A 24,090-nucleotide genomic window follows, 5' to 3' on the forward strand; every position below is an offset into this window, starting at 1 on the left:
TTGCATTAAGACTATGCAAGAGTAGTACACCGCTGGAAGGCCAGCCCCGCAGCCTCCCAATTCCATAAAAAAAGCCCCTCTCGACAAAGCTGAGGCTTTTTTATTGGCAGTGATTTAATGGTGTAGTGCTCAAGCAGGGCTGCCACAGCCCCTGCGGGGTGTGGCATTGGCTTTGTTGGCAGACTTCGAGGATGTTATTTACGCTGCAAGTTACCCTGGCTGTCGAAACGCCAATCTGGTTTACCTAACATATCAAGATACACTTTCGCCTCGGTTTCACTAAAAACTTTAATAAACTGGTTATGCTGATCCAATAATAGCAGCCAGCTTTTCGGTGCTGTTGCTACCTGCTGTTCCGTCAGATAGCTTTGCATTCCCATATATTTAGCCGGTACATTGCGCCAGCCTTGTTCAACTTTATAAATATAGCGCCCAGTATAATCAGGGTGTAAAAAATTGGCTTGTTCCAGGGTGCTAAGGCTATTGCGGTCAATAATACTCACCCGGACTATCGCCTTGCTGCGTGCCAGCAATTCGCCAGCTTGTTGCTGCATTGCTTGCTGCTGTTGCTTCCGTTGGGAGGCGCCATTGTCTTTACTGGCCTTGAGCGGGGTGGCAATTTCTAACGCAAATAATTCCAAATCATACTTATCCAGCAACTGCAGATAGCTTTTAGAATCATTGCAATCCGTTAGTGCGATATCTTTCGGGGCTCTTTGTTGTAGCTGTCGATTATTAGCCACGCCGCTGGTAAATTGATTAAAGTCCAGCTGCAACTGCTGGCGCAGCGCTTGTTGCAAACGGGAATTATCAGGCCGTTTCACCATAAACTGTTCAGGATCGAGCGCATGACAATGTTCAAAAAAATTTTCCAGCGCAGAGCTGTAGGCATAACTGTTTACTGCATGCTGTAAGGTACGCAGTTCACTCTGGCTGTAGCCGGCAGTGCTATTAGCAGCCAGGCTGAACAACAGGGGCACGAGTATCGTCATATGAGTTAGTTATCAGAAGAATTAGTTAAAATCGCCGCACAGTAGCACTTTTTCGGTTGTTAAAACAGAGTTACTGGCAGGACCAGTCTGTGCCTTTTAAAATCTGCTTCTGAATCAATTGGATGCAATCAGATTTGCCCGCCAGTTGAAAACGTTGGCTAATGTGCTGCCAGTTTTGTTTTTGCCATAACCTGGCAGCCAGCACTTCGCCCGTTAGCGGATCAAGTTGTAGATAATTTTTGTTAAACCAGATAAGTAATAAGCCGACGACCAACTGATAAGGACGCTGGCCAATAGCAAATAGTTGCAGCAGTTCTAATTCAGTCTGGTTCAGGCTGGCTGCAGGAGGCTGGATCAGTTCTTTAACTACTGAAAAGCTTAAGTTCTCCGGGTATTCAGTCAGGCAGTTATACAGCTCACTACCTAACTTCTGGCGAAGCTGCTGTGCTGTTAGCGCATTGGCATTAAGCGCTTTAAGCATCAATATAGATGGTTCGCTGCTGGCGTTGTCAGCAAAATGGCTTAATCGCACCGGAGTATAACCTGCCGTCAACCAGAAAGAGAGCAGTTCCGGGTTTACCCCAAAGCTGGTACCCAGCCAGTCGATATGTTGTGCTTTGAGTAAACTGGCGATCTGGCCCAGCAAGTAACTACCTAAACCAGAACTCTGCAACGGCAGTGCGACCGCAATCCGCATTATCCGAACCAGACGCTGGCTAGCTAGCTGTGGCTGAGCCAGATGAAATGCCAGGCTCTGTGCCAGCAAGTGGCCTTGTACCCTGCGTTTGCCCTGGTAAATATGCTGGCATAGCATGGCCTCCAACTCGCCTTCGTAGCTTAGTAAGGCACAGGCTAACAACGCGCCGTTCTGATAGAGAGCGACCACACTCAGTTGTGGGTTGTCCAACAGCGCGGCTAAATCTTTCACCTGGGTTTGATAGTGAGCCTGACTAAGCAGATGAAACACTGCCAGCAACTCGTCTGGCGCTGCCAGCCAATCGTTGGGCTGGTACTGTCGTAATTGTAGCGGTTGACCAGGCTGATACAGGGGGGCGGTTGTTGGCTGCTGTAGTAAAAAACTGCGGAAGATCAGTTGTTCTAACGGATCATGTTGTTGATAGCGAACAGGTTGCGTAAGTTGTAACCGCTTCCAGCAAGGCTGGGTTTGGTCTAAATAGCTTTGAAAACGTAATTGGAAGCCACGCCCGGTTCCTTCGTAACCATGCTCAGTAGTGGCGAACACAATGCGGCTGTAGCGGTCAGCCAGTTGTTTTAATATTGCTGTTGGCAGAGCGGCAGCCTCGTCGATGAACAACAAATCCAGTTCTGGCTGTGCCAGCAGCAACTGATCAACCGGCATATAGTGCAGACCTGGATTATCTGCCATCTGTTGCTGATAGTGATTAATAGCGGTAGCCGCAGCACCAGGACTGGCAGCGGTAATGATCAATTTCTGTTTACCCTGTTGCACTAGCAAGGCTGCGGCAATACCCAGCGCCGCTGATTTCCCCCGTCCACGATCGGCCACCAGCACCAGTGGCCGTTTTCGATGACCTGATACCACTTTCAAAATGGCTGATACTGCTTGCTGCTGATCGGCACTGGCATAGGGTGGCGCTACTGGCGTCGGTGTATGGTAAGGCGGCAGGATAAGCTGTTGCGTTATCTGTAGTTGGTTATTACTAAGTGTAAGTTTTAACAGCGGGCAATGCGCCAGCAGTATCAGCCAGAAACGAATAAACTGGCCCTGATGTGTTGCAGGTGCATGGGGATAAGGCAACAGCGAGGCATGGGCCGGGTTAGCTTGCTGGCACCATTGTTGATCGGGCGGCGCCAATATCAGCCATAAGCCCCCTGCGCGCAAACAACCAGCACTGGCTGCGATTAAATCGGCATTGATGCCGTTGCAGGCGTTAATGATCAGCATATCGCACTCACTGCCGAGCAGCTGATAGTTATTACCAGCTTGCAAAGCGATACTCCCGGCCGGCGCATCTTGTCCCAGCCAATACAATTTCTGCGGTTGGCGTTGAGCAACTACCGCCAAAGCCTGGCTTAGTACCTGACCGGGGTCACCTTGCAACAGCACCGGCAACCGGCAATGGCGGCTTGCCGCTTCAGCCAGTAGCGGCGGCAACAGGCTTGCTAACGGCATTTAGCCAGCAGCCTGCAGCCGGGCATAAGCCGTCACCAGCCACTTACTGCCCAGCTGGTCAAAATTGACCTGAATGCGTGACTGTGGCCCGGTGCCTTCGTAATTCAGTACCGTACCTTCGCCAAACTTATCATGCAGTACCCGTTGCCCAAGCCTGAAGCCGGTGTTTTCAAAAGCGACATGGCTGGCGGCACTGCCAAAACGGTTAGACTGGGATGGCCGGCTTACCTGAGTAGTTAACCGGATCTCATCCAGATATTCTGCAGGGATCTCGCGGATAAAGCGTGACGCTTTATGGTACTGCTCCTGGCCATACAGGCGCCGGCTTTCGGCATGGCACAAATACAGTTTTTGCATGGCGCGGGTCATGCCGACATAACAGAGCCGACGCTCTTCTTCCAGCCTTGTCGGGTCGTCACCGCTTTGCTGGCTGGGAAACATGCCTTCTTCCAGGCCACAGATAAACACCAGTGGGAATTCCAGGCCTTTGGCGCTGTGCAAGGTCATCAATTGTACGGCATCAGAATGCTCTTCAGCCTGATAATCGCCAGCTTCCAGCGCGGCCTGCGATAAAAAGGCTGCCAGCGGCGTCATATCTTCTACCGTGCTGCTGTTAAAGTTCTGACAGGCGGTAACCAGTTCATTTAAGTTTTCAATGCGGGTTTGCGCCTTTTCACCTTTTTCGGCCTGATACATGGCATACAGGCCCGATTGCTTAATAATATGCTCGGCCTGTTCAAACAGCGGTAAGTCGGTCAGCTCTTGCTCCAGAGTGTCGATCAGCTGCATAAACTGCTCTATGGCGTTGGCAGCGCGGCCACTGAGTTGTTTTTGCTGCAGCATCAGTTGCAGGCTTTGCCATAAGGTTTGCTGCTCGCTGCGGGCATGCAGCCGCACTTTATTCATGGTGGTATCGCCAATGCCACGGGCCGGCGTGTTAATAATCCGCTCCATTGCCGCATCATCCTGGCGGTTGCTGATCAGCCGCAGGTAAGCCAATGCATCTTTAATTTCCTGCCGCTCATAAAAGCGCAGGCCACCATAAATACGATAATGCAGGCCTTCCTGAATAAGCGCTTCTTCCAGCACCCGGGACTGGGCATTGTTGCGGTACAAAATGGCGCTTTCGGTCAGGCTACCGCCCTGGTTATGCCAGCTGCGAATGCGCGACACTATAAAGCGCGCTTCATCCAGTTCGTTAAAGGCGGTATACAGCGAAATGGTTTCGCCTTCGCTGCCATCAGTCCATAAATCTTTACCAAGCCGGCCAGAGTTATTGGCAATCACCGCGTTGGCGGCTTTTAAAATCGTAGCAGTAGAGCGGTAGTTTTGTTCAAGCCGAATAGTCTCTGCACCGTCAAAATCGCGCAAAAACTGCTGAATATTCTCAACCCGGGCGCCGCGCCAGCCATAAATCGACTGATCATCATCACCGACAATCATTACCTTAGCGGCATTACCGGCCAGTAAGCGTAGCCAGTTGTACTGAATGGCATTGGTATCCTGAAACTCGTCTACCAGGATATGGCGGAACCGCTGCTGGTAATGGCCCCGCACATCGGCATGGTTTTTCAGTAGCTCAAAGCTGCGCAGCAGTATTTCAGCAAAATCGACTAAACCTGCGCGGTCGCACATTTCCTGATAGGCGGCATAAATTTTTACCATTTGTTGCAAACTGAAGTCGCCGCCGGCATCTATCATGCCCGGGCGCTGGCCATCGTCTTTGCGGCCATTAATAAACCACTGAATTTGCTTGGCTGGCCAGTGCTTTTCATCCAGATTTAATGCTTTCAGCACCCGTTTTACCAGCCGGTACTGATCATCAGAATCAATGATCTGAAAACCTTGCGGCAAGCCGGCTTGCTGATAATGCGCCCGCAGCATGCGGTGCGACAAGCCATGAAAGGTGCCCATCCACAGATTGTTTAAACTAACGCCAATAGTGCTTTCAATCCGGCCGCGCATTTCCTGGGCGGCTTTATTGGTAAAGGTAACTGCCAGCAAGCTATAAGGCGCGACGGTTTCCACCTGCATTAACCAGGCTAAACGATGTACCAGAACCCGGGTTTTACCACTGCCAGCGCCCGCTAAAATCAGCATATGCTGCGCCGGTGCCGCCACCGCGTCACGTTGTTTATCGTTTAAGCCATCCAGCAGGTTGGATACATCCATCAGCACTTCTCACTAAACTATTTGCGGCCATTATAGCAGCCCAAACGAGTGCGCCAAGTAAAGCCGCAGGCTTTTAGTGGATAAATAACCAGTGATTAGCCTTACTTTACTATTCAGGCACAACAAAACAGTGGTATTTATTTCAGGAACTAGTTATCTTTTGTTTAAAAAACAAGCGTTAGGATAACAGAATGCCATTTAAATTAATGCTTAGCCTTGCTGGGATGGTGGCTATGGCGGTGTTGATACTTTCTCTGGCAATAGGGGGCGAAAACCAGCCGGTTACCGGGACTGCCAATAAGCTTGTCAGTGTTGATATACCAAGTGATATGACACTGAACCGGTTTAGCGATGCCGTACCGGTAAGCTGTCAGAATAGTAATGAGTTACTGGCAATTGAACATACTTTTGACACCACCAGACTGAGTCAACTGAATGCCGCGATGCAAACATTACATAACAAGACTGGCGATCCTTTCTGGCAACCGTTGGTAGATTTGTTTAAACCTAAGTCGATTTGGCTTAACCCTACCGATTTCTCAGTTGGTTACTCTGAGAATGCTGTAGAGGTTAATCGACAGGTAAAGCGAATTGTCGTTAACTATCCAAATGGTACTGACAATAATATTATTAAGCTGAGTTACGACCTGCAGATGCCAGAATCAGGGACTATAACGGTAATAGCAAATAAACTCTCTGAAAAGCAAAGCCTGGGTATTCCGGTGGATTTCATTAAAAGTAATGCTTATCTTAGCGCCGACAGAACACTTTTGGGAGGTGAAGTGTCAGACTGTGTTGTAACAGTATTACCGTTGTTGCTACCAGAGCTAAGCTGGCATACCGCTGCAATTACCGATCAGCTATATTGCCAGCTGCAGGGCCTGCATAATACTAAGTCGGTTATTAATTTTTATGTAAACTGCCAGACATCATTGTTTTGATTGTTTGTTGCTCAATGGCTATTTGAGTGTTAAATAGTTATCTGGCATGAAATTAGGGAAATATTATGCGATTAAATGGTTGGCAGCGGCTTTACTGTATTGTCGTTGTAATGTGGGTTGGCTACCTGGCGTATACTGCCTATTCGGATAACACTATCGCAAATAAGCGCATAGTCGAATTAACCGCCGCTGTTGAGAGAATGGAAGCGACACCGGAACCTGATGGCACCCTGGCGGGAGCAATAACACATCATCTTGGTGGTCAAAGTCCTGCGCAATTGGCCGAGCACTACCGGCAACAATTAAATGCGGTGCAGCAATCTAAAACAAACACCATTTTTTCTGCATTGTCGTTGGCTGTGGTGCCCCCGATACTCTTGTATTTTGTTATTGGTTGGGTGGCAGCCGGGTTTCGCCGGAAAAGTGCTGGCGTCAGTTAAAGCTTAAGCAAAGCACTTAGCTGCCGCACATCGGTCAGCCGGATGTGCGGCAAGGTGCTTACTGCTTGCTGGTGATGATCGAGCCAGGCGGTTTGGCAGCCGGCGGCTAAAGCGCCCATGACATCGGCGCGGTGACTGTCGCCAATATGCAATATTTGCGATGGAGCCAGTTTCAGCCGTTCTGCTGCTAGCTGAAACATATCCGGATAAGGTTTCATTTTACCGTTGGGCCCGGCCTGCAGGCTGAAATCAAACAGCTTGCCCAGGCCCATTTTGTTAATACAGGCATTGCCATTGGTAATTGCAACCAGCCGGTACTGTTTAGCAAGGGCAGTGAGTAAATCATTAACCTCGACGGTTAGGCTGATTTTAGTGCGCGCATCTAGAAAAGCATCGTAGCCTTGCTGGGCAACGGTTTTGGCTTCATCAGCTGCTATGCCAAGCTCCAATAAGCCTGCTTCAATGCCCAACAGGCGCCAGCGGCCAATATCATGGCGCAGTTCCGGTTCAATTTTGGCCAGCTTTAAACGCTGCTGCCACCAGAAATCGCTGTCGGTGCGTTGGCTTACCGGTGCGTGCTCTGCCAGGGCGTCCAACATGGCCTGCTCGGCGGCGGCAATCACCGGTGAGTTGTCATATAAGGTGTCATCTAAATCAAACGACAGCGCTTGTAAGGGGCTGAGGGCTTTATAAATCTGCATTGTTTTTCTCATAAAATCGGCGCATAAGTAGTAATACTAACAGGCCGCAATACCCGCTGGTGCTACCTCCGCTGCTTGCTACCGTGGCTGGTGGCGGTGGTGGAACTGGCGGCGCACTAACCGTGATAGTTTTGCTGCTGCTAGCACTTAAATCGTTGCTATCAGTTACCGTTAGCTGTGCCTGATAACTGCCCGCGCTGGCAAAGCTGTGGTTTATCATCGCGCCGCTGAAGCTGCTGCCATCAGAAAGTTGCCACTGGTACGCGGTAATCGATGAATCTGCGCTGCTGGCACTGGCATCAAAGGTGCAGCTAACAAAGTTACACTGGCTGCTGAAGTCCGCAACCGGACTGCGTAGCTCGCCTACCGTGACAAATACTGCACTGACAGCACCGACATTGCCATCGCTATCTTCAGCCTGCACATATAACAGCTGCCTGCCCGCTGGCCAGTCATTGCTCAACAACTGGACCCGCATATTGGCGACTGTACCATTATCATTGCTGTTAAAGATGTCAGCTGTGGCCAGTTCGCTGCTGGCGCTGTGCCATGGCGGCGCATGCTGGTAAATCCGGGCGGCCACCACGGCGTGTACGGGCTCGCTGCCGTTGCTTTGATTAAAGCGCTGATCATCAGCCGTAAAGGTCAGGGTCAGGCTGTCACCGGCCTGAATATAGGCATGGCTGGCACCATTAGCGCTAAGCCCGGTAATGTCGGGTCCGGCTGGCAGCTGATAAGGTGCCTTGCTGACTTTAGCGGCGTAATGCAGTAGCGGCAGATTGGCGGGCAGTAAGGCGTTAGTAAAAAACGGACAGCTTTGAAAAAAGCTGGTACCCAGCTCCAGGGTAATGGCCGCGACGCCACGTTCGCCATAACTGATACTGTCACTGGTGCCGTCGGTGGGGTACAGGCCAATGCTCTGGCTGGGATAATAGTTGTTAAACCAGGCCAGTTTGCGGCCCAGCGTTTGCAGCTGGCTGGCATTGGGCGCCGGACTGGTGGTGTGGCCCCAGGGCCAGAGTACCAATTCACCGGCACTGTGTAAGTCGAGGTGCAGGCCCATGGTATCCAGTGGTGCCGGGTCTTGCCAACTGCTACCGCGGCTATTGGCGTAAAGTTGGCGCACATACTGTTCTACTGCCTGTGTCTCGGGTTCAGAGCCGGCCTGCGGGCCGCGGTAGACAGTTGAGCAGGCGTTGCCGCTGGAGCCATTGCTGCTGATATTCCAGCTGTAACTGAAGTTGCGGTTCAAATCAACGCCGGTTTCATCCTGCGGGCAATGGCTAAGGTTAGCATTTTTGCGCCACAGTAACCCTTGCTCGGCCTGTTTGCGACCATCCGGGTTCATCTGAAACAGTAAGTGAATTTCGGTATAGTTCAGTAACCAGTGGCTGTCTGCCTGCTGCTGATAATTTTGCAGTAATTGCTGGGCAAACCTTAAGTTCAGCTCGGCGGTAACATATTCGCGGGCATGCATGGCACTTTGCACAAACAGGATCGGCCTGGCATCTGCCGGCTTGGCCTCTGGTTCACGCCGGCCCAGCCGTAATACCATTAACGGGTAGCCGCCTTCACCCTGAGTATGCTGCCAGGAGCTGCCAATACTAAACCACTTTGCCAGCTCCGGATGATCAGCAGCCAGCTGTGCTGCCTGCTGATAAGTGCCCTCCACAGTATGGTAGCAAGGGTAGTTGGCGATAGTCTCAGTATTGGCATCGTTACTAGTTGGCGCCTGGCTGCTGATATTAAGCTCAGGGTAAGCACTATCTGGCAGAGCTTGCCAGCTTAGGCCGTGCTCAGCCAGCGCGGCCAACTCAGCCGTCGGCAGCCGCACATCCAGGGTTAAGGCACTGCGGTCGGTAGCTAAAATGTAAGGGTGCAGGCTGATGCTGGCTTTAGCATACTGCGCCAGATCATTGGCTTGCAGCCGTACCTGCTGGTTTGTCGACGCTGTTGTTGCCAGATGCCCACTGGCCAGTAATGGCCATAGCAGTACAACAAGTACAACGACATTAAACAATTTGCTCATTACGGCTTTTTCCGGGCCCTCGGGTGGGCATTGTCATACACCGCAGCCAGATGCTGGAAATCGAGGTGGGTGTAAACCTGGGTAGTACTAAGGTTAGCATGGCCCAGTAAGTCCTGCACGGCGCGTAAGTCACCGCTGGATTGCAGCACGTGGCTGGCAAAAGAGTGGCGCAGCATATGCGGGTGCAGTTGCTGGCCCAGGCCCTGCACTTTCGCCCAGTGGTTTACCCGTTGCCGCACCTGGCGGGCAGAAATCCGCTGTTGCTGCTTACTTAAAAACAGTGCGTTTTGATCGGCCTCTGGCGTGGCGTTGCCCAATAATAACGGGCGTTGGCTTCGCCATTGCTGTAAGGCGGCTAAGGCCACCGAGCCAATTGGAATTTGCCGTTCTTTACTGCCTTTACCACGTACCCGGATTAGCTGCTCGCGCCAGTCAATGTCGTTAATGTTAGCGCCAACTAATTCTGCCAAACGCAGGCCGGAAGAGTAAAACAGCTCCAGCATGGCTTTATCCCGGCAGGCCAGCACATCACTGCTGCTATCGAAGCTGAGTAAATGCTGCAAGGTATCAATATCAAGGTTTTTTGGCAGTTTTGCCTTAGGTTTGGGTACAGTCAGATACTGCGCCGGATTGTCGCTAACTTGCTGTTGCTGCTGCAGGTAACGGTATAAACCACGCAGTGCGGCGACCGTTAGCGCCAGGCTGCGGGCGCTGAGGCCGCGGCGCCGGCCACTGGCCAGATACGTTTGCAGGCTGCTTTCTGTTTGTTGTTGCCAGCTGAAATCAGCGGCGTTAGCAGCAACGCTGCCTGCCAGCAGACATAGCTGCTGGCGATAGGTTTGTAAGGTGCGGCTGGCGTAGCCGCGTTCAAAGCGCAGGTAGCTAAGATAGTGTTCTAGATCGCGTTGCCAGCGCGGCTCAGCTGTCGTCATGGCCGGGTAGCACCAACAACAGCAGTTTGGCCAGATGGCGGATAAACAACCTATCCATTGCCGGTTGGAAGTGATCATCCTGCTCGCTGCCAAAGGCCAGCAATGCCAGGCCGGGGCCGCTGCCAATTTGCAGCAGCGCAACCGAGTGGATGGACTCGCCGAACAGCGGTTGCTGCTCTTCTTTATTTAAACGCCCCAGATACACATTGTCGCTGCTTAAGCGGCGCGACAATAACAACTGGTACTGGCTGATGGCGCTGCTATCCGGTTGCAGGCATACCAGGCGGCAGGCATGCACTTGCGGCATGCTTTTGGCAAACTGTTGCAATGCCTGCTCTGCATCTTGCAGGGTAGGGTTTTGCAGCAATGCCAGGTGCAGTGTATTCAGGGCATGGAAAATATGCTCGTTCTGGCGGGCAACCGACATTAAGCGGGTAATATCATCTTCCAGCGCGGCAATTTTTGTGCGCTGCATTTCCAGCTGGCGCTCGACCAGCGACACGCTGCCCCGTTGCTGATGCGGCAGGCGCATCTGTTGTAACAGCTGCGGGTAGTGCTGGAAAAACTCCGGGTGGTCCTGCAAGTAATCCAGTACCACGCTGGCAGCGATTGCGTCTTTGTCCTGAGCCAGGGGGTCATTCATAACGAAAGTTGTCCATCAAATACGTGTTCAGCCGGGCCGGTCATTTTGACAATCTGGCCCGGGCCATTCCAGCGAATATGTAAGGTACCACCGGGCAAATCTACCTGCACCTGTGGCCCCAGTTTTTTCTGCAGCTGGCCTACTACCACGGCAGCGCAGGCTCCGGTACCACAGGCTAGGGTTTCACCGGCACCGCGCTCCCATACCCGCAGCTTTATATGCTGCGGCGACACTACCTGCATAAAGCCAATATTGGCTTTTTGCGGAAAACGTTCATGTACTTCCAGCAGCGGCCCTAATTCAGCGACGTTAGCGCTGGCAATATCGTCCACCTCCAGCACCGCATGCGGGTTACCCATGGAGGCTACCCCGCAAAGTACAGTATGCTCGTCGGCCCGCATAATGTAAGTGGCTTCCTGCTTTTGGGCTTTAAACGGCACCAGCGCCGGATCAAGCTGCGGAATGCCCATATTGACTGTCACCTGGCCATCCTGTTCGATATACAGGGCAATTTTGCCGGATTTGGTGCTGACCATAATTTTGCTTTTATTGGTCAGGCCGCGATGGCGGACAAACTTGGCAAAACAGCGGGCACCGTTGCCGCATTGTTCTACTTCAGAGCCATCGGCATTAAAAATACGGTAGTGAAAATCAAGCTCCGGGTCATAGGGCGGTTCTACCATCAGTAACTGGTCAAAGCCAATGCCGAAATTCCGATCCGCCAGCTGACGGATTTGCTCTTTAGTCAGAAAAATATTCTGGCTGACACTGTCGACCATCATAAAGTCGTTGCCCAGGCCATGCATTTTCGAAAAGTTAATGATCATTGGCGCCTTATTACTGTTCACTGAGCAGCTGTTCGCCGCGCCATAAATCCTGCCACTGTTCACGGGCCCGGATTAAGTGGCAGCGATCACCCGCTACCATTACCTCAGCTACCCGCGGCCGGCTATTGTAGTTAGAGCTCATGGTAAAACCATAGGCCCCGGCTGAGCGTACCGCCAGCAAATCGCCCTGGGCGATAGCCAGCATGCGGTCTTTACCCAGAAAATCACCGGTTTCACACACCGGGCCTACTACATCATACAGCTGGCTGCTGGCGCTGCTTTGCAGGTTTACCGGCACAATATTCTGCCAGGCACTGTACAGCGCGGGCCGGATTAAATCGTTCATCGCTGCATCAACAATGGCAAAGTTCTTTTCCTGACCCGGTTTTAAATATTCTACTTTGGTCAGCAAAATGCCGGCATTGGCCATAATGGCGCGGCCGGGCTCCATAATCAGCTCCAGTTGCGGATACTGTTGCAGCCGCTCTACCACTTTACTGATATAAGCATAAGGCTCAGGCGGCGTTTCTTTATCGTAAGTGACACCCAAACCGCCGCCAATATCAATATGGCTAAGGTGAATATCATCTTGTTTTAAGGCGTCAATTAACTGCAGCAGCTTTTCCAGCGCTTCTAAAAACGGTTGGGTTTCAGTGAGCTGTGAGCCGATATGGCAATCCACACCCACCAGCTGCAGGTGGCTCATCTTGCTGGCCGCGCGGTAAATGGCCGGAGCTTTTAAAATATCGACGCCAAATTTATTGGCCTTTAAACCGGTAGAAATATACGGATGGGTTTTAGCATCAATATCTGGGTTGACCCGCAATGACACCGGCGCCATGATATTTAAGCTGCTGGCCACCTGTTGCAAGCGCTCCAGCTCAGCTTCTGATTCGACATTAAAGCATTTAATACCCAGTTGCAGCGCAAACCGCATATCATCGGCTGTTTTCGCTACACCGGAAAATACCACCTTTGCCGGATTGCCGCCGGCTGCAATCACCCGGCGTAATTCGCCACCGGAGACAATATCAAAGCCACTGCCTAGTTGGCTTAGCACATTTAATACCGCCAGGTTGCTATTGGCTTTAACCGCATAGCATACCAGGCTGTGCGGGTGGCTGGCCGCAGCACTGGCAAAGGCCTGATAATGGCGCTCAATGGTGGCTTTCGAGTAAACATAGCAAGGCGTGCCGAACTCTGCCGCCAGGCTGTTCAGGTCTACCTGTTCGGCGTGCAGTGTATCGCGCTGATAATTAAAGTGGTCCACGGCTTTGCTCCTCGCTGACGCTTGGCTGAGCGGGCTTTTCTGTTGCCGGCTCTGCCACTTCTGGTGCAGCTTGTGGTAAGGTAAGAGGCCCTTTTTGACCACAGGCGGTTAGCATGATGCTGCCCAGCATAATGCAGGCAGGCAAAAGAAACTGGGATGAAATGCGCTTCGTTTGCATGGTTTCTATTTCTTTAACGGCTTGACGCTCTATAATCGCATCCTTAGCGATAAAAGCAAACAGGTGACGCAGATGAATGACTTAGAATATGACGAATTGACCGATAATACCCTGTTAGCGGTAGAGGAGGCCATAGAGTTGCTGGAGCTGGATTTAGACTATGAATCGCACGGCGGCTTATTATCGATAACCTTCCCCGATCAAAGCAAAATTATTATTAACAAGCAGCCCCCACTGCAGCAGCTGTGGGTGGCCACTAAATTTAATGGCCATCACTTTGAATGGCGCGACCAGCAGTGGATAGATAATCGTACCGGCAGCGAGTTCTGGCAACTATTAACGGATGCGGCGTCTAAACAGGCTGGTAGCCCGGTGGTACTGGCCCCACAGCAAGCTGGAACAAAATAATGGCGTTACTCCCTTTTGTTGATGTAAAACCAAACGGCCCGGTCAAGGCTGCGGTAGTCTGGTTGCATGGCCTTGGCGACTCCGGCCATGGCTTTGCGCCAATAGTGCCTGAGCTGCGCTTACCAATGGATGCCGGCATTCGGTTTTTATTTCCGCATGCGCCCGAACGGCCTGTTACCGTGAACGGCGGTATGCGGATGCGCGCCTGGTACGATATTAAAACCATGGATTTAAGCAACCGCGCTGATGAAGCCGGGGTGCGCGAATCTGCCGTTGCGGTGCAGCAATTGCTGGATAAACTGATTAGCGAAGGCTTAAGTAGCGAGCAAATCGTATTGGCGGGGTTTAGCCAGGGCGGGGTGATAGCGCTGCATTTACTGGCCCGTTTGCCCTATAAACTGGCTGGCGTGATGGCATTATCAACCTATATGTGCGCGCCGGATAAACTGGCTGCGGAAGCAACGTCTGCTAACAAGGCCACCCCGGTGTTTATCGGCCATGGCAGCCAGGACCCGGTTGTGCCAATGGCGGCAGGCCAGCAGGCATTTCATGCCTTAAAAAACCTGGGGTTTAATGTCAGTTGGCACGATTACCGGATGGAGCACAGCGTCTGTGCCCAGGAAGTGGCGGATATCAGCAGCTTTTTACAGCGCCGGTTAATGACAATGAAGGAAAGCTAACATGAGCCAGAAGGTACGTATCGCCACCCGCAAAAGTGCGCTGGCGTTGTGGCAAGCCGAATTTGTTAAAGCAGAACTGTTGCGCCATCACCCCACACTGCAGGTAGAGCTGGTGCCGATGTCGACCCAGGGCGATAAAATTCTTGATACGCCGCTGGCCAAAATTGGTGGCAAAGGCTTATTTGTCAAGGAGCTGGAAACCGCTATGCTGGATGGCCGGGCCGATATTGCCGTGCACAGTATGAAAGATGTGCCGGTGGCCTTTCCGGATGGGTTAGTGCTGCAGGCTATTTGCCAGCGTGAAGACCCGCGCGATGCTTTTGTTTCAAATCAATTTCAAAGCCTTGATCAATTGCCGCTGGGGGCGGTGGTGGGCACCTCCAGTTTGCGCCGGCAGTGCCAGCTGAAGGCTCTGCGACCGGATTTAACCGTGCGCGACTTGCGCGGCAATGTAAATACCCGGCTGGCCAAACTGGACAGTGGCGAATTTGCCGCCATTATTCTGGCTGCCGCTGGTTTAATCCGGCTTGGTTTTGCTGCGCGCATTGCCAGCTATATTGAACCGGAGCAAAGTTTACCTGCCAATGGCCAGGGTGCGGTGGGTATAGAGTGTCGCAGTGACGATACCACCATTCAGCAATTGCTGGCACCGCTGGAACACCAGGCTACCCGCTTATGTGTGCTGGCCGAGCGGGCGATGAACCGGCGCTTACAAGGCGGCTGTCAGGTGCCCATTGGCGCTTTTGCTACCCTTACTGGTAACCAGCTGCATTTACGGGGTTTAGTGGGTTCGCTTGATGGCAGCCAGCTTATCCGCGCCGAACAAAGCGGCAATGCCGAGTTGGCCGAGCAGTTGGGGCTGGAGGTTGCCGAGCAATTGCTGGCACAGGGCGCCGGTGCTATTTTGCAGCAGGTTTATCAGGCAAACGCATGAGTATTGTCACGCCATTTTTGATCACCCGCCCAGCCGGTAAAGCTGATAATTTACTGGCCAGCCTGGATGAGCAGGGTATTGCCTACAGCTACCAGCCGCTGATTACCACCCAGCAAGTCGCGCTGAAAGCCAGAGACATTAGCCTGTTGCAGCAAGCTGAGCTGATAATTTTTGTCAGTGTCAGTGCAGTCAATGCGCTGCAACAACAGCTCAGCCCGGAGCAATTGACAGGCCATTTACTGGCGGTGGGCAGTACTACCTCGGCGCTTTTGCAACGCTGGAGCGGTCGCGAAGTGATAGTACCGCAGGATCAGCGTAGCGAAGGCCTGCTGGCCTTACCGCAATTACAGCAGGTTGCGGGTAAACAGGTGGTGGTAGTGCGCGGTAACAGTGGCCGCGAGCTGATAAAGCAACAGTTGCTGGCTCGTGGTGCTAGTGTTAAATATGTGCAAAGTTATAACCGGCTGCCATTACCACTGGATGGCGGGCAGCTATGGCAGCTGTGGCAGCAACAGCTGGTACGTTGTATTGTAGTGACCAGTAACGAAATTTTGCAGCAGTTGTTTGCCCTGATGCCAGCCGCAGGCCAGGCCTGGTTGTTGCAGCGGCATTGGTTGCTGGTTAGTCCGCGGATGCAGGAGCAGGCGCTGGCGCTTGGCATCAGGGCTGAGCAAATCAGTCTGGCTGATAACGCGAACGATCAGGCATTGCTGCAGCAAATTATTCGGCTTAAAAAGGATATGGTATGAGTGAGCAGGCAGAGTTAACCCCGGCTGAAGAGACTGTAGCGCCGCTGGAACAATTAAAGCAGCAAATTGCTGAACAGGAGCAGCGCCCTGCCGGTGGTGGCGGTGCTGTGGCGGTGCTGGCATTACTATGCTCACTGCTGTTGGCGGCAGCTTTAGCTGCGGTGGCTTACTGGTTATGGCCGCAATGGCAACAACTGCAAAGCCAACAGCAGCAATTACAGCAAGCGCAACAAGAGATTAACCGGCAAAGTGCTGAGCTGCTTACTAGCAGCCAGAGCCAACTGCAGCAAAGCCTGAGTAGTCAGCAGCAAAGCCTGAGTGCGCTGGAGCAGCAATTGACTGCCCAGCAGCAGCGCCAGCAACAGCAATTGCAGCAGCAAATGCAGGCCGTACGTGAGCTGGTGCAACAAAGTGATGGCGCGCCGCCACGGCACTGGGCGCTGGCCGAAATTCAATTCCTGCTGCGACGTGCCGATTATAACCTGTGGCTGAATCGGGATTTCAATAGTGCCCGTGTGCTATTACAGCGGGCTCAGCAACAACTGACCGAGCTGGATGACGCCTCGTTAATGCAAGTGCGCCAGGCTATTGCCGCTGATTTAGCCGCGCTGGCATCGCTACAGGCACCTGATCTTAGTACAATGCATATTGAGCTGGCGCAAATGCGCAAAACCAGTATGGGCTTACCATTGAAGCAACAAGAGCCGACACTGACGGTTAGCGTTGCCGCACCGCAAGGCGAGCTGAAAAACTGGCGCAGCACTTTAAAGTATTACTGGGACAGCAGCCTGCAGCAGTTATTTTCGGCCAGAGCCGCAGTGCCGGAAGATTACTTCAGCTTAACGGCAGAGCAACAGCTAATGGTACGGATTGCCCTGAACCAGCAACTGTTGCTGGCTCAGCTGGCGGCATTGTCGGGAGAGCCGGCGGTGTATCGCAGTGCTTTGCAGCAAGCCAGTGACCAACTACAGCGTCATTTCCAGGCAACGGCGCCTGCGGTACAGCAACTTAGTGACAAGCTGCTGGCACTGGCGGCGTTAGATCTCAGTGAGCAACCGCTGCCGGCGCTGCAAAGTGGCCCGCAACTGCAGAGCTACCTGCACAGCATGGTGGAGACTGAGTTATGATTAAGGCCATTCTGCTGGTAGCAGTGTTGGCCCTGGCGATGTTTATCGGGCCGGTGCTGACCAATAATCCGGGCTATATCAAACTGGTGCTGGCTGGCTACGTTATTGAAATGACCGCGCTGGGCTTCGCCATCGTATTAATTCTGTTACTTGTTGCGGCCAGCCTATTGTTTAAGCTGGTAAAGCACGTATTGCGCATTCAGCATCTGTCGTTTAACTTTTTCCGCTCGCGCCGGCAGCGAAAAGCCCGGCTGGCCTTTGCCAATGGTTTGCATGCCTATGCCAGAAGGCAGTGGCCACAGGCCGCCAGCGAGTTGCAGCAGGCGCTGCAAGCCGGCGATTTTAACTATGAAAAGCGTTTTCTGGCAGCCTATGCTGCCTTTTACGCCGGTAATTATCAGCTTGCGCAAAGCTTACTGGCAGCGTTAGCGGAGGACGACCCCAGCCGCCAGTATCTGGAAGCGGAGATGCTGTTGCATCAGGGTGATGCCCGTCAGGCCGTTGTTACTCTGGAGTCTTTAGTACAGCAGCCACTTATTGACGTGGCGTTAGGCCAGTTGTACCTGCGGGCATTGCAGCAAGCTGGCCAGTGGCAGCAGTTGTTAGTGGTAGCCGGACGTGCTGCAACTGAGCATTGGTTTGATAAAGCCAGCTGGCAGCAACAGCGCTTCGCTGTTTATCCGCAGGCCATTCGGCATTTGGCGCCTGAGCAGCCGTTTGAGCAGCAACAGGATTGCTGGCAGAGCTTGCCGGCGAAAGAGCGTAAATCTGCTGCTGCAGCACTGGGTTTAGCCTGGGCCGAAGCAAACGCCGGCCAGGCTGATTCAGCAGAAAAGCGATTGGTGGCAGCCTTGTCGCTGGCCGATATCGCGTCGGCCTGGCCGCATTTACGCCAGATAAAGCTGGGCCGCTCGGTGCTGCGGCTGCGCAAGCAAATTCAGCACTGGCTGCGCGATAACCCAAGCAATGGTTACTTATATGCCGTGCTGGCCTATCTGGCCGAGCAGGAAGGTGAGCCGCAACAAGCGCAGCAAGCCTGGCAAAAGGCCAGGCAGTACCAACCCGGGCTGGTGTAATGTCAGCAGTGATCAGCAGTATGGCCGCCATCGCGCGGCCAGATGCGCGGTTACTGATCCTGGGTAGTATGCCTGGCGAAAAATCGCTGCAACAGCAGCAATACTATGCTCACCCGCGCAATGCCTTCTGGCCGTTAATGGCCAGTATTCTGGGTTTTGCCGCGACGCTAAGTTACCCCGAACGATTGCAGGCTTTGCTTGGTCAGCGGGTTGCGTTGTGGGATGTGATTGGTCATTGCCATCGTCAGGGAAGCCTTGACAGTGCTATCAGTGCGGAACAGCCGAACGATTTTACTCATTTTATGCGCCAGCACCGTCAAATCAGCGCGATTGCCTTTAATGGTGGCAAAGCCTGGCAATGCTTCCGGCGTCAGGTATTGGCGCAGCAGCAATTACCTGACAACCTGCAGCTAATCCAGCTGCCTTCGACCAGCCCTGCCCATGCCAGCTTGAGTTTCAGCGAAAAGCTGGAAAAATGGCAAATAATAGACGCGTTAATAATTTGAAATAGCGTTTGTCACTCTACAGCCCGCAAATTTTTCCGCTTCTGGTACCTGTCGGCTTTTTTTACATTAATCCTGATGTTTACTTGACAGAACGCCAGAACCGCACAATATTGAATAGTAATTAAACAGTCAACACGTTGTATTGTGAACCCAATCTTATGAAAACACAGTTATGCAGAGCCAGTAAATTACTGTGGTCGGTTGCCAAACCGGCTAATCTGCATAACTATTTGCATAATTGCGCCACCGACTATCACCTGTCTGAGTGGTTTGACGAATAGCCCCCTCTCTCTGAGTTAGCTCCGAAATTTTTTGCCTGGCATTTTGCCGGGCGAAGAAACCTGGCCTGTTGGCCATTTCCTATAACAAAACTATATGCAGGAAGTAACAATGAAAGCACTAAGTCTGTTAGGCGCCTTTGCGCTATTGCTTTGTGGCAATGCGCATGCCTGTTTGCAACAAGAAAGCGAAAAAAATAATAACGAAAGTAGCGCCAATGGTCCGTTATGTACTGGTACTGCGGTTAGCGCCAGTATAGGTAGTCGTACCGATCAGGACTGGTTTTACTTCGATACCAGTGCCACTGGAGATATTACGGTTAACCTTAGCCATGGCAATAATGTTGATTTTGATTGGTTTTTGTACCGGAATAGTGGCAGCTATATTGCGTCTGGCCAAAGCAGTGCTAACCCGGAAGTGGGCACTTACAAGGCGGCAGCCGCGGGACGGCATTATGTTAAGGTAACCCGCTACAGTGGCACCGGCAATTATCAGTTAACGGTTAGTTTTGCCGGCTCGGGTAGCGGTGGAGGCACGACGCCGGAAACTGTGGCCTGTGATTATGGCCCGCGGCCTTCTAAGCCCGGCGCGCTGACTAACTACCGGGTGGGTAGTACTGCCGATACCTGTGTGGCTCTGGATCAGCCCGCTTTATTGCTGATGGGCGGTGGCGCTGATGTTGATGCCGCTTTTGCTAACCGGGTAGCACCGCATATTCAGGGCGGCAATATAGTGGTGCTGCGGACCACAGGCACCGGCGCATACAATAGTTACCTGCAGGGTTTAACCAATGCGGCTTCTGTTGAAACCTTAATTGTCGACAACCAGAGCAAAGCCAACAGTGACTATGTCGATTGGGTGATCCGCACGGCAGAAATGGTGTTTATCGCCGGTGGCGACCAGTCGGCTTATCTGAATCAGTGGCAGGGCACTAAGGTGCAGGACGCCATTATGCACGTTTATAACAAAGGTGGGGTAGTCGGTGGTACTTCGGCTGGCAACCATGTGCTTGGCCAGTTTATTTACGATCCGGATGGGGTGCAGGGTGCCATTAGCAGTGAAGCGGTCACCGATTTCTGCCACAACACCATCAATATCAGCACTAACTTCCTGGCCATTCCGCAGTTAAATGGCATCATTACCGATACCCACTTTAAGCAGCGCGACCGCATGGGCCGCTCAGCCGTGTTTCAGGCGCAGTTGGGTGCCGGTAGCAGAGTGGTGGCCGTGTCAGAAGCAACTTCGTTATTTGTTACTGCCGATGGCAACGGCGTGGTCGATGGTGGGCATGAGGTATACGTGCTGCGGGCTGATAGCCAGACCCAGTATCAGCAAACCGCCTGTAACCAACCGGTGATTATTAATAACCTGCTGCGTTACAAATTATTGCCAGGGCAAAGCTATAACCTGTTAAATAACAGCACTAATGTTAGCCCAATCCGTTTGAGTATTGATGGTGCAAACAGTAATTTCTACAACCCAAGCAATCCGTATTAATATGAAAAAATAGTAACTAAGTTGATACTGTCACGGAATTAATTGCTGCCCCGCCGGTCTGAAACTGACTAAACATCAGCAGGCCCCAGGGCAGTATTCTTGTCAGCGATTACTCACACCTTACATCAGTTTTTCGCTGAATACGGCCGCGCTGTGCTACTTGCCGTGTTGGTGCACGCTATTATTCTGGCGTTACTGCTAACAACAAAATTCAGTCAACCTGCCTCGCCGCAGGTCGCTGAGCCAATAATATCCTTCCTGTATCAACCGCCGCCCGTTGTGCCGCCGCCTACACCAGCCGCAACTGCAGCTTGGCCGTCTGAGGCAGAGATTGCTGAACAACTATCGACAGAGCTGCCGCCTTCGTTGGCTACTGCCAGTAAACCCAGTGTAAATGTGCAATCAACGGCAGCTGGGGGGGCGGTGGTAACTGAACAGGAAAACGAAATAGATGCTATCGCAGACCCGCAGGCAAGGTTAGTGGGTGGCGAAAGCCTGGCGCAACGCGTGCTAAACCAGGTTGCTGAACCAGATCAGGCAGCAATTGAGCAAGCAGCTAATACCAGTTATCAGCAGTTTTTGCAGAAGCAGCAACAGCCGCGGTTAACCGTGGACAAAAAGCACTGGCCGGTGAGTCAGAACCCGGCGCAGCAGGTGGTGGCGCAGTTGAACGATGGTAAGCATATAGTTCGGATCAGAAAAGGGGTGTGTGTTATTGGCGATCCTACTCTGGACGGCTTTGAGGAGTTGATGGCCGCAAGGCGGGTGCCGTGCGGCAATGAAGTAGCAACCAGTGAGTTGTTAAAGCAGGCGCTGGATAAGCATATAAAGCGTTAACTACTCAAGCGTCAGCAATATGCTGCTCCAGTCGTGCTTTTAACTCGCCTTCAATAGCCACGGCCTTGCCGGTTTGCTGATCCAGGCAAACAAAGGTTACCTGTGCATCAGCTGCTACCGCGTCCTTACCGGCAATCCGCACTTCCTGGGTTACTACGGCACTTTTGCCGCCTACTTTACTAAAGCGGGTGAGTACTTCCAGGGTATCGCCCATGGTGGCCGCAACCCGGTAGTTAATGTTGATATTAACAATGACCCAGGCCAGATTATGTTTGGCAAACCAGTCAATATCACCACTGTCTTCTAAATAGCCCCAGCGTGCTTCTTCCAGAAACTCCAGATAACGGGCGTTATTAACATGTTGATAAATATCTAAATGATACCCGCGTACTTTAATCAGGGTCTTATGCTGCATGTTAAATTGTCCTTTAGTGCATTTACTCTGATTCTGGCATGAAAATAAGAAGCTTACCAGCACCCAAATTTGTTTTTTGTTGTATTAATTTTAATGACAAATGTTTAATATTTAACTGTTGGTGAAAATTGGATTGCCTATTTTTTTACGAAAATCTTAAATTAAGGATGAGAGAATGCGGACAATATTAATATTGTTGTTAACTTTACTTAGCTTCAATGCCTATTCCGATTGGCTTGCGTCTTTATACGCTTATGAAAACAAGAATTATCCTGCTGCAAAAGCGGGGTTTCAGGAGTTATTGCCTTTAGGTAATGCGGATGCAGCTTTTAATTTGGGCGTTATGGCGTATTACGGCGAAGGTCAGCAAGTTAATATCACAGAGGCTTTGCAATTTTTTTTATTAGCAGAAAAACTGCAACATGATCAAGTAGCAAGTATCGTTAAGCGCATATACCAAGAGGCTGACACTGAGCAAAGGGCACTGGCAGAATCGGCTGCAGCAACTGCGTTTGCAAAAATTATTATTAAGCAAAATTCTGCTCCTTACCAACTGAGTATGGAGCCAGGTCCAATGCAAATTAGCGCTCCAATGCCGGATATTCCAGATGATGTTTCCAGAAAGCATCCTTTTGGTTATATCGTCGTACAGTTTGTGGTTAACGGCGATGGTAAGGTACAAGTTGTTGATGCAGTTGATGGTTTCCCTGAAGGTGCTTTTGATTCATACACTTATAGAGCAATGCGGCGTTGGCAATTTGAGGCTACGGGTAAGCCACATTTGCTGTCAAAACAGCTTAACTTTTGGGTCACAGGTTCAATGAACGCCAGATCTGCCAATCAGGTATTGCATCACCAAAATTTATGGGCTCATGCTCAGATTGGGTCTGGTAAACATCAGGAAATGTTAGGCAGCGTGCTAAATCTGATTGAAATGGTCTCGGGTGCTTTAGTGTATGTTGCAGAGCGCTCCGTTGAGTCAGAGATAAAGCCAGATGTGTCTGAATGGTTTAGCACAAAGAAGCAAGAAATTGTTTTGCCTTCACTTGACGGTGTCGCTCATGTGCAAACCAATGAGCGGGGGGTGATAGTTCGGTTACTTAATGTTGATCAGCTGAAACAGCCTGAGCCAGAAAAATTAATGGGAGTGAGGATCAGCGGCGCAGGTGAGGGTTTATTCAGATTGAGTAACAGTGTAACGCAAGGCCGTTCATTCAGCCGTGTCAATAAAAAAGAACTGATTTTAGTGAAGCAGTACGTACCAGTGAATGAAGAATTAACCTCACTGTATTGGTGGAAAAAAGCTGCAGTTAATGGCGATCGCCGAGCTCAGCGTATTTTAGGTGCTCAAAGGCAGGATTGGCAATTTTATTTGCTGCAGCAAGGCGATCCGGTAGCGACCGCCTGGCACGGTGCCCGTTTAATTCTGGATGGGGAACGTTCTGAAGGTCAGGCACTGTTGCAGCAAGCGGCGGCTGCCGGTTACAGCCAGGCCACTGAACTGCTGCAGGCGCTGTCGGCTGAGGGGGTATGATTTGCTGTCGCCCTGTGCCTGATTAAATATAGGCAAAGGCGTCAGCAAACATCTGCTCAAGGTGGGCGCCTTGTTCGGTGAAGGCGGCGCGGGCAACACCGGCCATGGCAAAGGGGCCGGCGATATAAATATCATAGGCCTCCAGCGAGACAAAATCGGCTAATACCGCTTCATGAACCAAACCGGTGCGGCCTTGCCAGCTGCTGTCCGGTTGCTGTACCACCGGAATAAAGCGGAATTGTTTATTGCTGTTAGCCCAATGCTGTAATTCCTGCTGATAATATAAGGCATCTTGGTGGCGCACGCCCCAATATAAAAATACCGGCTGGCTGGCGTCAGCAGCACTAAGCGCTTGCGCGATCGCATACACATAAGAAAAACCGGTACCGCCCGCCAGTAAAATAATCGGCCTTATGCTGTTTTGGCGCCATTGTGCCTGTCCCAGGCCAATTTCGGCCAATACCGGCAGGCCGGCGCGAAATTGCTGCTCAATATGGGTTAGCGCGGCGCTGGACCAGTTATCACCGGCCGGCGTACCGATATGCAGCTCTAACTGGTTACTGCTGGCAATGCTGGCGATGGAAAAGGGCCTTTTATCGTCTACGCTCAACACCAATTGTAAATATTGGCCAGCATGGTAATCCACCGCCCGCTGCGGGCTTAACACCACTTTACTGATCCCCGGTGTCAGTGCTTCTACTGCCAGTACATTGCAGGCAATTGAAGGGTTGGCGGTGTTCGCATTGTTGGTCATAAAGCTCTCGTCCT

The 24,090-nt window shown here is 51.7% G+C and carries 24 protein-coding genes; 12 read left to right on the forward strand and 12 right to left on the reverse strand.

What is annotated here, in order from left to right; all coding sequences use genetic code 11:
- Positions 1–194: 194 nt before the first annotated feature.
- The 3 genes from WG68_RS18270 to uvrD all read right to left on the reverse strand — a co-directional run bounded on the left by WG68_RS18270 (position 195) and on the right by uvrD (position 5,319).
- Positions 195–992 (reverse strand): hypothetical protein, encoded by a 798-nt coding sequence (locus WG68_RS18270; RefSeq protein ID WP_052749166.1) that lies wholly within the window; start codon positions 990–992, stop codon positions 195–197.
- A 70-nt stretch (positions 993–1,062) separates the two neighbouring features.
- A complete protein-coding gene (locus WG68_RS18275) occupies positions 1,063–3,147 on the reverse strand; it encodes a GNAT family N-acetyltransferase (RefSeq protein WP_046559174.1) in 2,085 nt (694 codons plus the stop codon).
- Positions 3,148–5,319 carry a DNA helicase II gene (gene uvrD, locus WG68_RS18280; protein ID WP_046559175.1) on the reverse strand — a complete coding sequence of 724 codons (2,172 nt, stop codon included), beginning with the start codon at positions 5,317–5,319 and terminating at the stop codon, positions 3,148–3,150.
- 191 nt (positions 5,320–5,510) lie between these two features.
- On the opposite strand from uvrD, the gene WG68_RS18285 reads away from it, so the two are divergent.
- Together WG68_RS18285 and WG68_RS18290 are read left to right on the forward strand one after the other, a co-directional pair.
- Positions 5,511–6,260: a hypothetical protein gene (locus tag WG68_RS18285; protein ID WP_046559176.1), complete on the forward strand. Its 750-nt coding sequence runs from the start codon at positions 5,511–5,513 to the stop codon at positions 6,258–6,260.
- Positions 6,261–6,325: 65 nt separating this feature from the next.
- Complete coding sequence (locus WG68_RS18290) at positions 6,326–6,700, forward strand: hypothetical protein (RefSeq protein ID WP_046559177.1); 375 nt, start codon at positions 6,326–6,328, stop codon at positions 6,698–6,700.
- Here WG68_RS18290 and WG68_RS18295 read toward each other — a convergent pair.
- Genes WG68_RS18295 through lptM form a run of 7 tightly spaced genes read right to left on the reverse strand, consistent with a single transcriptional unit; the run spans position 6,697 to position 13,280 of the window.
- Positions 6,697–7,401 carry an HAD-IA family hydrolase gene (locus tag WG68_RS18295; protein ID WP_046559178.1) on the reverse strand — a complete coding sequence of 235 codons (705 nt, stop codon included), beginning with the start codon at positions 7,399–7,401 and terminating at the stop codon, positions 6,697–6,699. The two genes, WG68_RS18290 and WG68_RS18295, sit on opposite strands and share 4 nt — an antisense overlap.
- A complete protein-coding gene (locus WG68_RS18300; RefSeq protein WP_052749167.1) occupies positions 7,388–9,430 on the reverse strand; it encodes a M14 family zinc carboxypeptidase in 2,043 nt (680 codons plus the stop codon). Before WG68_RS18300 ends, WG68_RS18295 begins: the two co-directional genes overlap by 14 nt.
- On the reverse strand, positions 9,430–10,362 hold the full coding sequence (gene xerC / locus WG68_RS18305) for a tyrosine recombinase XerC (protein WP_046559179.1): 933 nt from the start codon (positions 10,360–10,362) through the stop codon (positions 9,430–9,432). The genes WG68_RS18300 and xerC overlap by 1 nt, the downstream gene beginning before the upstream one ends.
- On the reverse strand, positions 10,349–11,005 hold the full coding sequence (locus WG68_RS18310; RefSeq protein ID WP_046559180.1) for a DUF484 family protein: 657 nt from the start codon (positions 11,003–11,005) through the stop codon (positions 10,349–10,351). The genes xerC and WG68_RS18310 overlap by 14 nt, the downstream gene beginning before the upstream one ends.
- On the reverse strand, positions 11,002–11,832 hold the full coding sequence (gene dapF / locus WG68_RS18315) for a diaminopimelate epimerase (RefSeq protein ID WP_046559203.1): 831 nt from the start codon (positions 11,830–11,832) through the stop codon (positions 11,002–11,004). The genes WG68_RS18310 and dapF overlap by 4 nt, the downstream gene beginning before the upstream one ends.
- Positions 11,833–11,842: 10 nt before the next feature.
- Positions 11,843–13,102, reverse strand: a complete 1,260-nt coding sequence (lysA, locus tag WG68_RS18320) for a diaminopimelate decarboxylase (RefSeq protein ID WP_046559181.1) — start codon at positions 13,100–13,102, stop codon at positions 11,843–11,845.
- Positions 13,089–13,280 (reverse strand): LPS translocon maturation chaperone LptM, encoded by a 192-nt coding sequence (gene lptM / locus WG68_RS18325; RefSeq protein WP_046559182.1) that lies wholly within the window; start codon positions 13,278–13,280, stop codon positions 13,089–13,091. Before lptM ends, lysA begins: the two co-directional genes overlap by 14 nt.
- Before the next feature lie 72 nt (positions 13,281–13,352).
- Here lptM and cyaY point away from each other — a divergent pair, with 72 nt between their 5' ends.
- The 9 genes from cyaY (at position 13,353) to WG68_RS18370 (ending at position 21,373) form a co-directional block, all read left to right on the forward strand.
- On the forward strand, positions 13,353–13,688 hold the full coding sequence (gene cyaY / locus WG68_RS18330; RefSeq protein WP_046559183.1) for an iron donor protein CyaY: 336 nt from the start codon (positions 13,353–13,355) through the stop codon (positions 13,686–13,688).
- Positions 13,688–14,368, forward strand: a complete 681-nt coding sequence (locus WG68_RS18335) for an alpha/beta hydrolase (RefSeq protein ID WP_046559184.1) — start codon at positions 13,688–13,690, stop codon at positions 14,366–14,368. The genes cyaY and WG68_RS18335 overlap by 1 nt, the downstream gene beginning before the upstream one ends.
- Position 14,369: 1 nt before the next feature.
- Positions 14,370–15,302 carry a hydroxymethylbilane synthase gene (hemC, locus tag WG68_RS18340; protein ID WP_046559185.1) on the forward strand — a complete coding sequence of 311 codons (933 nt, stop codon included), beginning with the start codon at positions 14,370–14,372 and terminating at the stop codon, positions 15,300–15,302.
- Positions 15,299–16,051 (forward strand): uroporphyrinogen-III synthase, encoded by a 753-nt coding sequence (locus tag WG68_RS18345; protein WP_046559186.1) that lies wholly within the window; start codon positions 15,299–15,301, stop codon positions 16,049–16,051. Before hemC ends, WG68_RS18345 begins: the two co-directional genes overlap by 4 nt.
- Positions 16,048–17,178, forward strand: coding sequence for a uroporphyrinogen-III C-methyltransferase (locus WG68_RS18350; protein WP_046559187.1), 1,131 nt, complete (start codon positions 16,048–16,050; stop codon positions 17,176–17,178). Before WG68_RS18345 ends, WG68_RS18350 begins: the two co-directional genes overlap by 4 nt.
- On the forward strand, positions 17,175–18,254 hold the full coding sequence (locus WG68_RS18355) for a heme biosynthesis HemY N-terminal domain-containing protein (protein WP_046559188.1): 1,080 nt from the start codon (positions 17,175–17,177) through the stop codon (positions 18,252–18,254). The genes WG68_RS18350 and WG68_RS18355 overlap by 4 nt, the downstream gene beginning before the upstream one ends.
- Positions 18,254–18,760 carry a DNA-deoxyinosine glycosylase gene (locus WG68_RS18360; RefSeq protein WP_046559189.1) on the forward strand — a complete coding sequence of 169 codons (507 nt, stop codon included), beginning with the start codon at positions 18,254–18,256 and terminating at the stop codon, positions 18,758–18,760. The genes WG68_RS18355 and WG68_RS18360 overlap by 1 nt, the downstream gene beginning before the upstream one ends.
- A 390-nt stretch (positions 18,761–19,150) precedes the next feature.
- On the forward strand, positions 19,151–20,536 hold the full coding sequence (locus tag WG68_RS18365) for a Type 1 glutamine amidotransferase-like domain-containing protein (RefSeq protein ID WP_083981979.1): 1,386 nt from the start codon (positions 19,151–19,153) through the stop codon (positions 20,534–20,536).
- A gap of 99 nt (positions 20,537–20,635) precedes the next feature.
- The gene (locus tag WG68_RS18370) at positions 20,636–21,373 is read left to right on the forward strand and encodes a hypothetical protein (RefSeq protein ID WP_046559191.1); all 738 of its coding nucleotides are present in this window, start codon (positions 20,636–20,638) and stop codon (positions 21,371–21,373) included.
- Between the two features lie 4 nt (positions 21,374–21,377).
- Here WG68_RS18370 and WG68_RS18375 read toward each other — a convergent pair whose 3' ends face one another.
- Complete coding sequence (locus tag WG68_RS18375; RefSeq protein ID WP_046559192.1) at positions 21,378–21,788, reverse strand: acyl-CoA thioesterase; 411 nt, start codon at positions 21,786–21,788, stop codon at positions 21,378–21,380.
- A gap of 175 nt (positions 21,789–21,963) precedes the next feature.
- On the opposite strand from WG68_RS18375, the gene WG68_RS18380 reads away from it, so the two are divergent.
- Positions 21,964–23,322: an energy transducer TonB gene (locus WG68_RS18380; RefSeq protein ID WP_046559193.1), complete on the forward strand. Its 1,359-nt coding sequence runs from the start codon at positions 21,964–21,966 to the stop codon at positions 23,320–23,322.
- 22 nt (positions 23,323–23,344) lie between these two features.
- Here the strand turns inward: WG68_RS18380 and fre are convergent, their stop codons facing one another.
- Positions 23,345–24,076, reverse strand: coding sequence for an NAD(P)H-flavin reductase (gene fre, locus WG68_RS18385; RefSeq protein ID WP_046559194.1), 732 nt, complete (start codon positions 24,074–24,076; stop codon positions 23,345–23,347).
- Between the last annotated feature and the right edge of the window lie 14 nt (positions 24,077–24,090).

Origin of the sequence: Arsukibacterium ikkense (assembly GCF_000987775.1) — a bacterium.
GTDB classification, from domain to species: Bacteria; Pseudomonadota; Gammaproteobacteria; order Enterobacterales; family Alteromonadaceae; genus Alishewanella; species Alishewanella ikkense.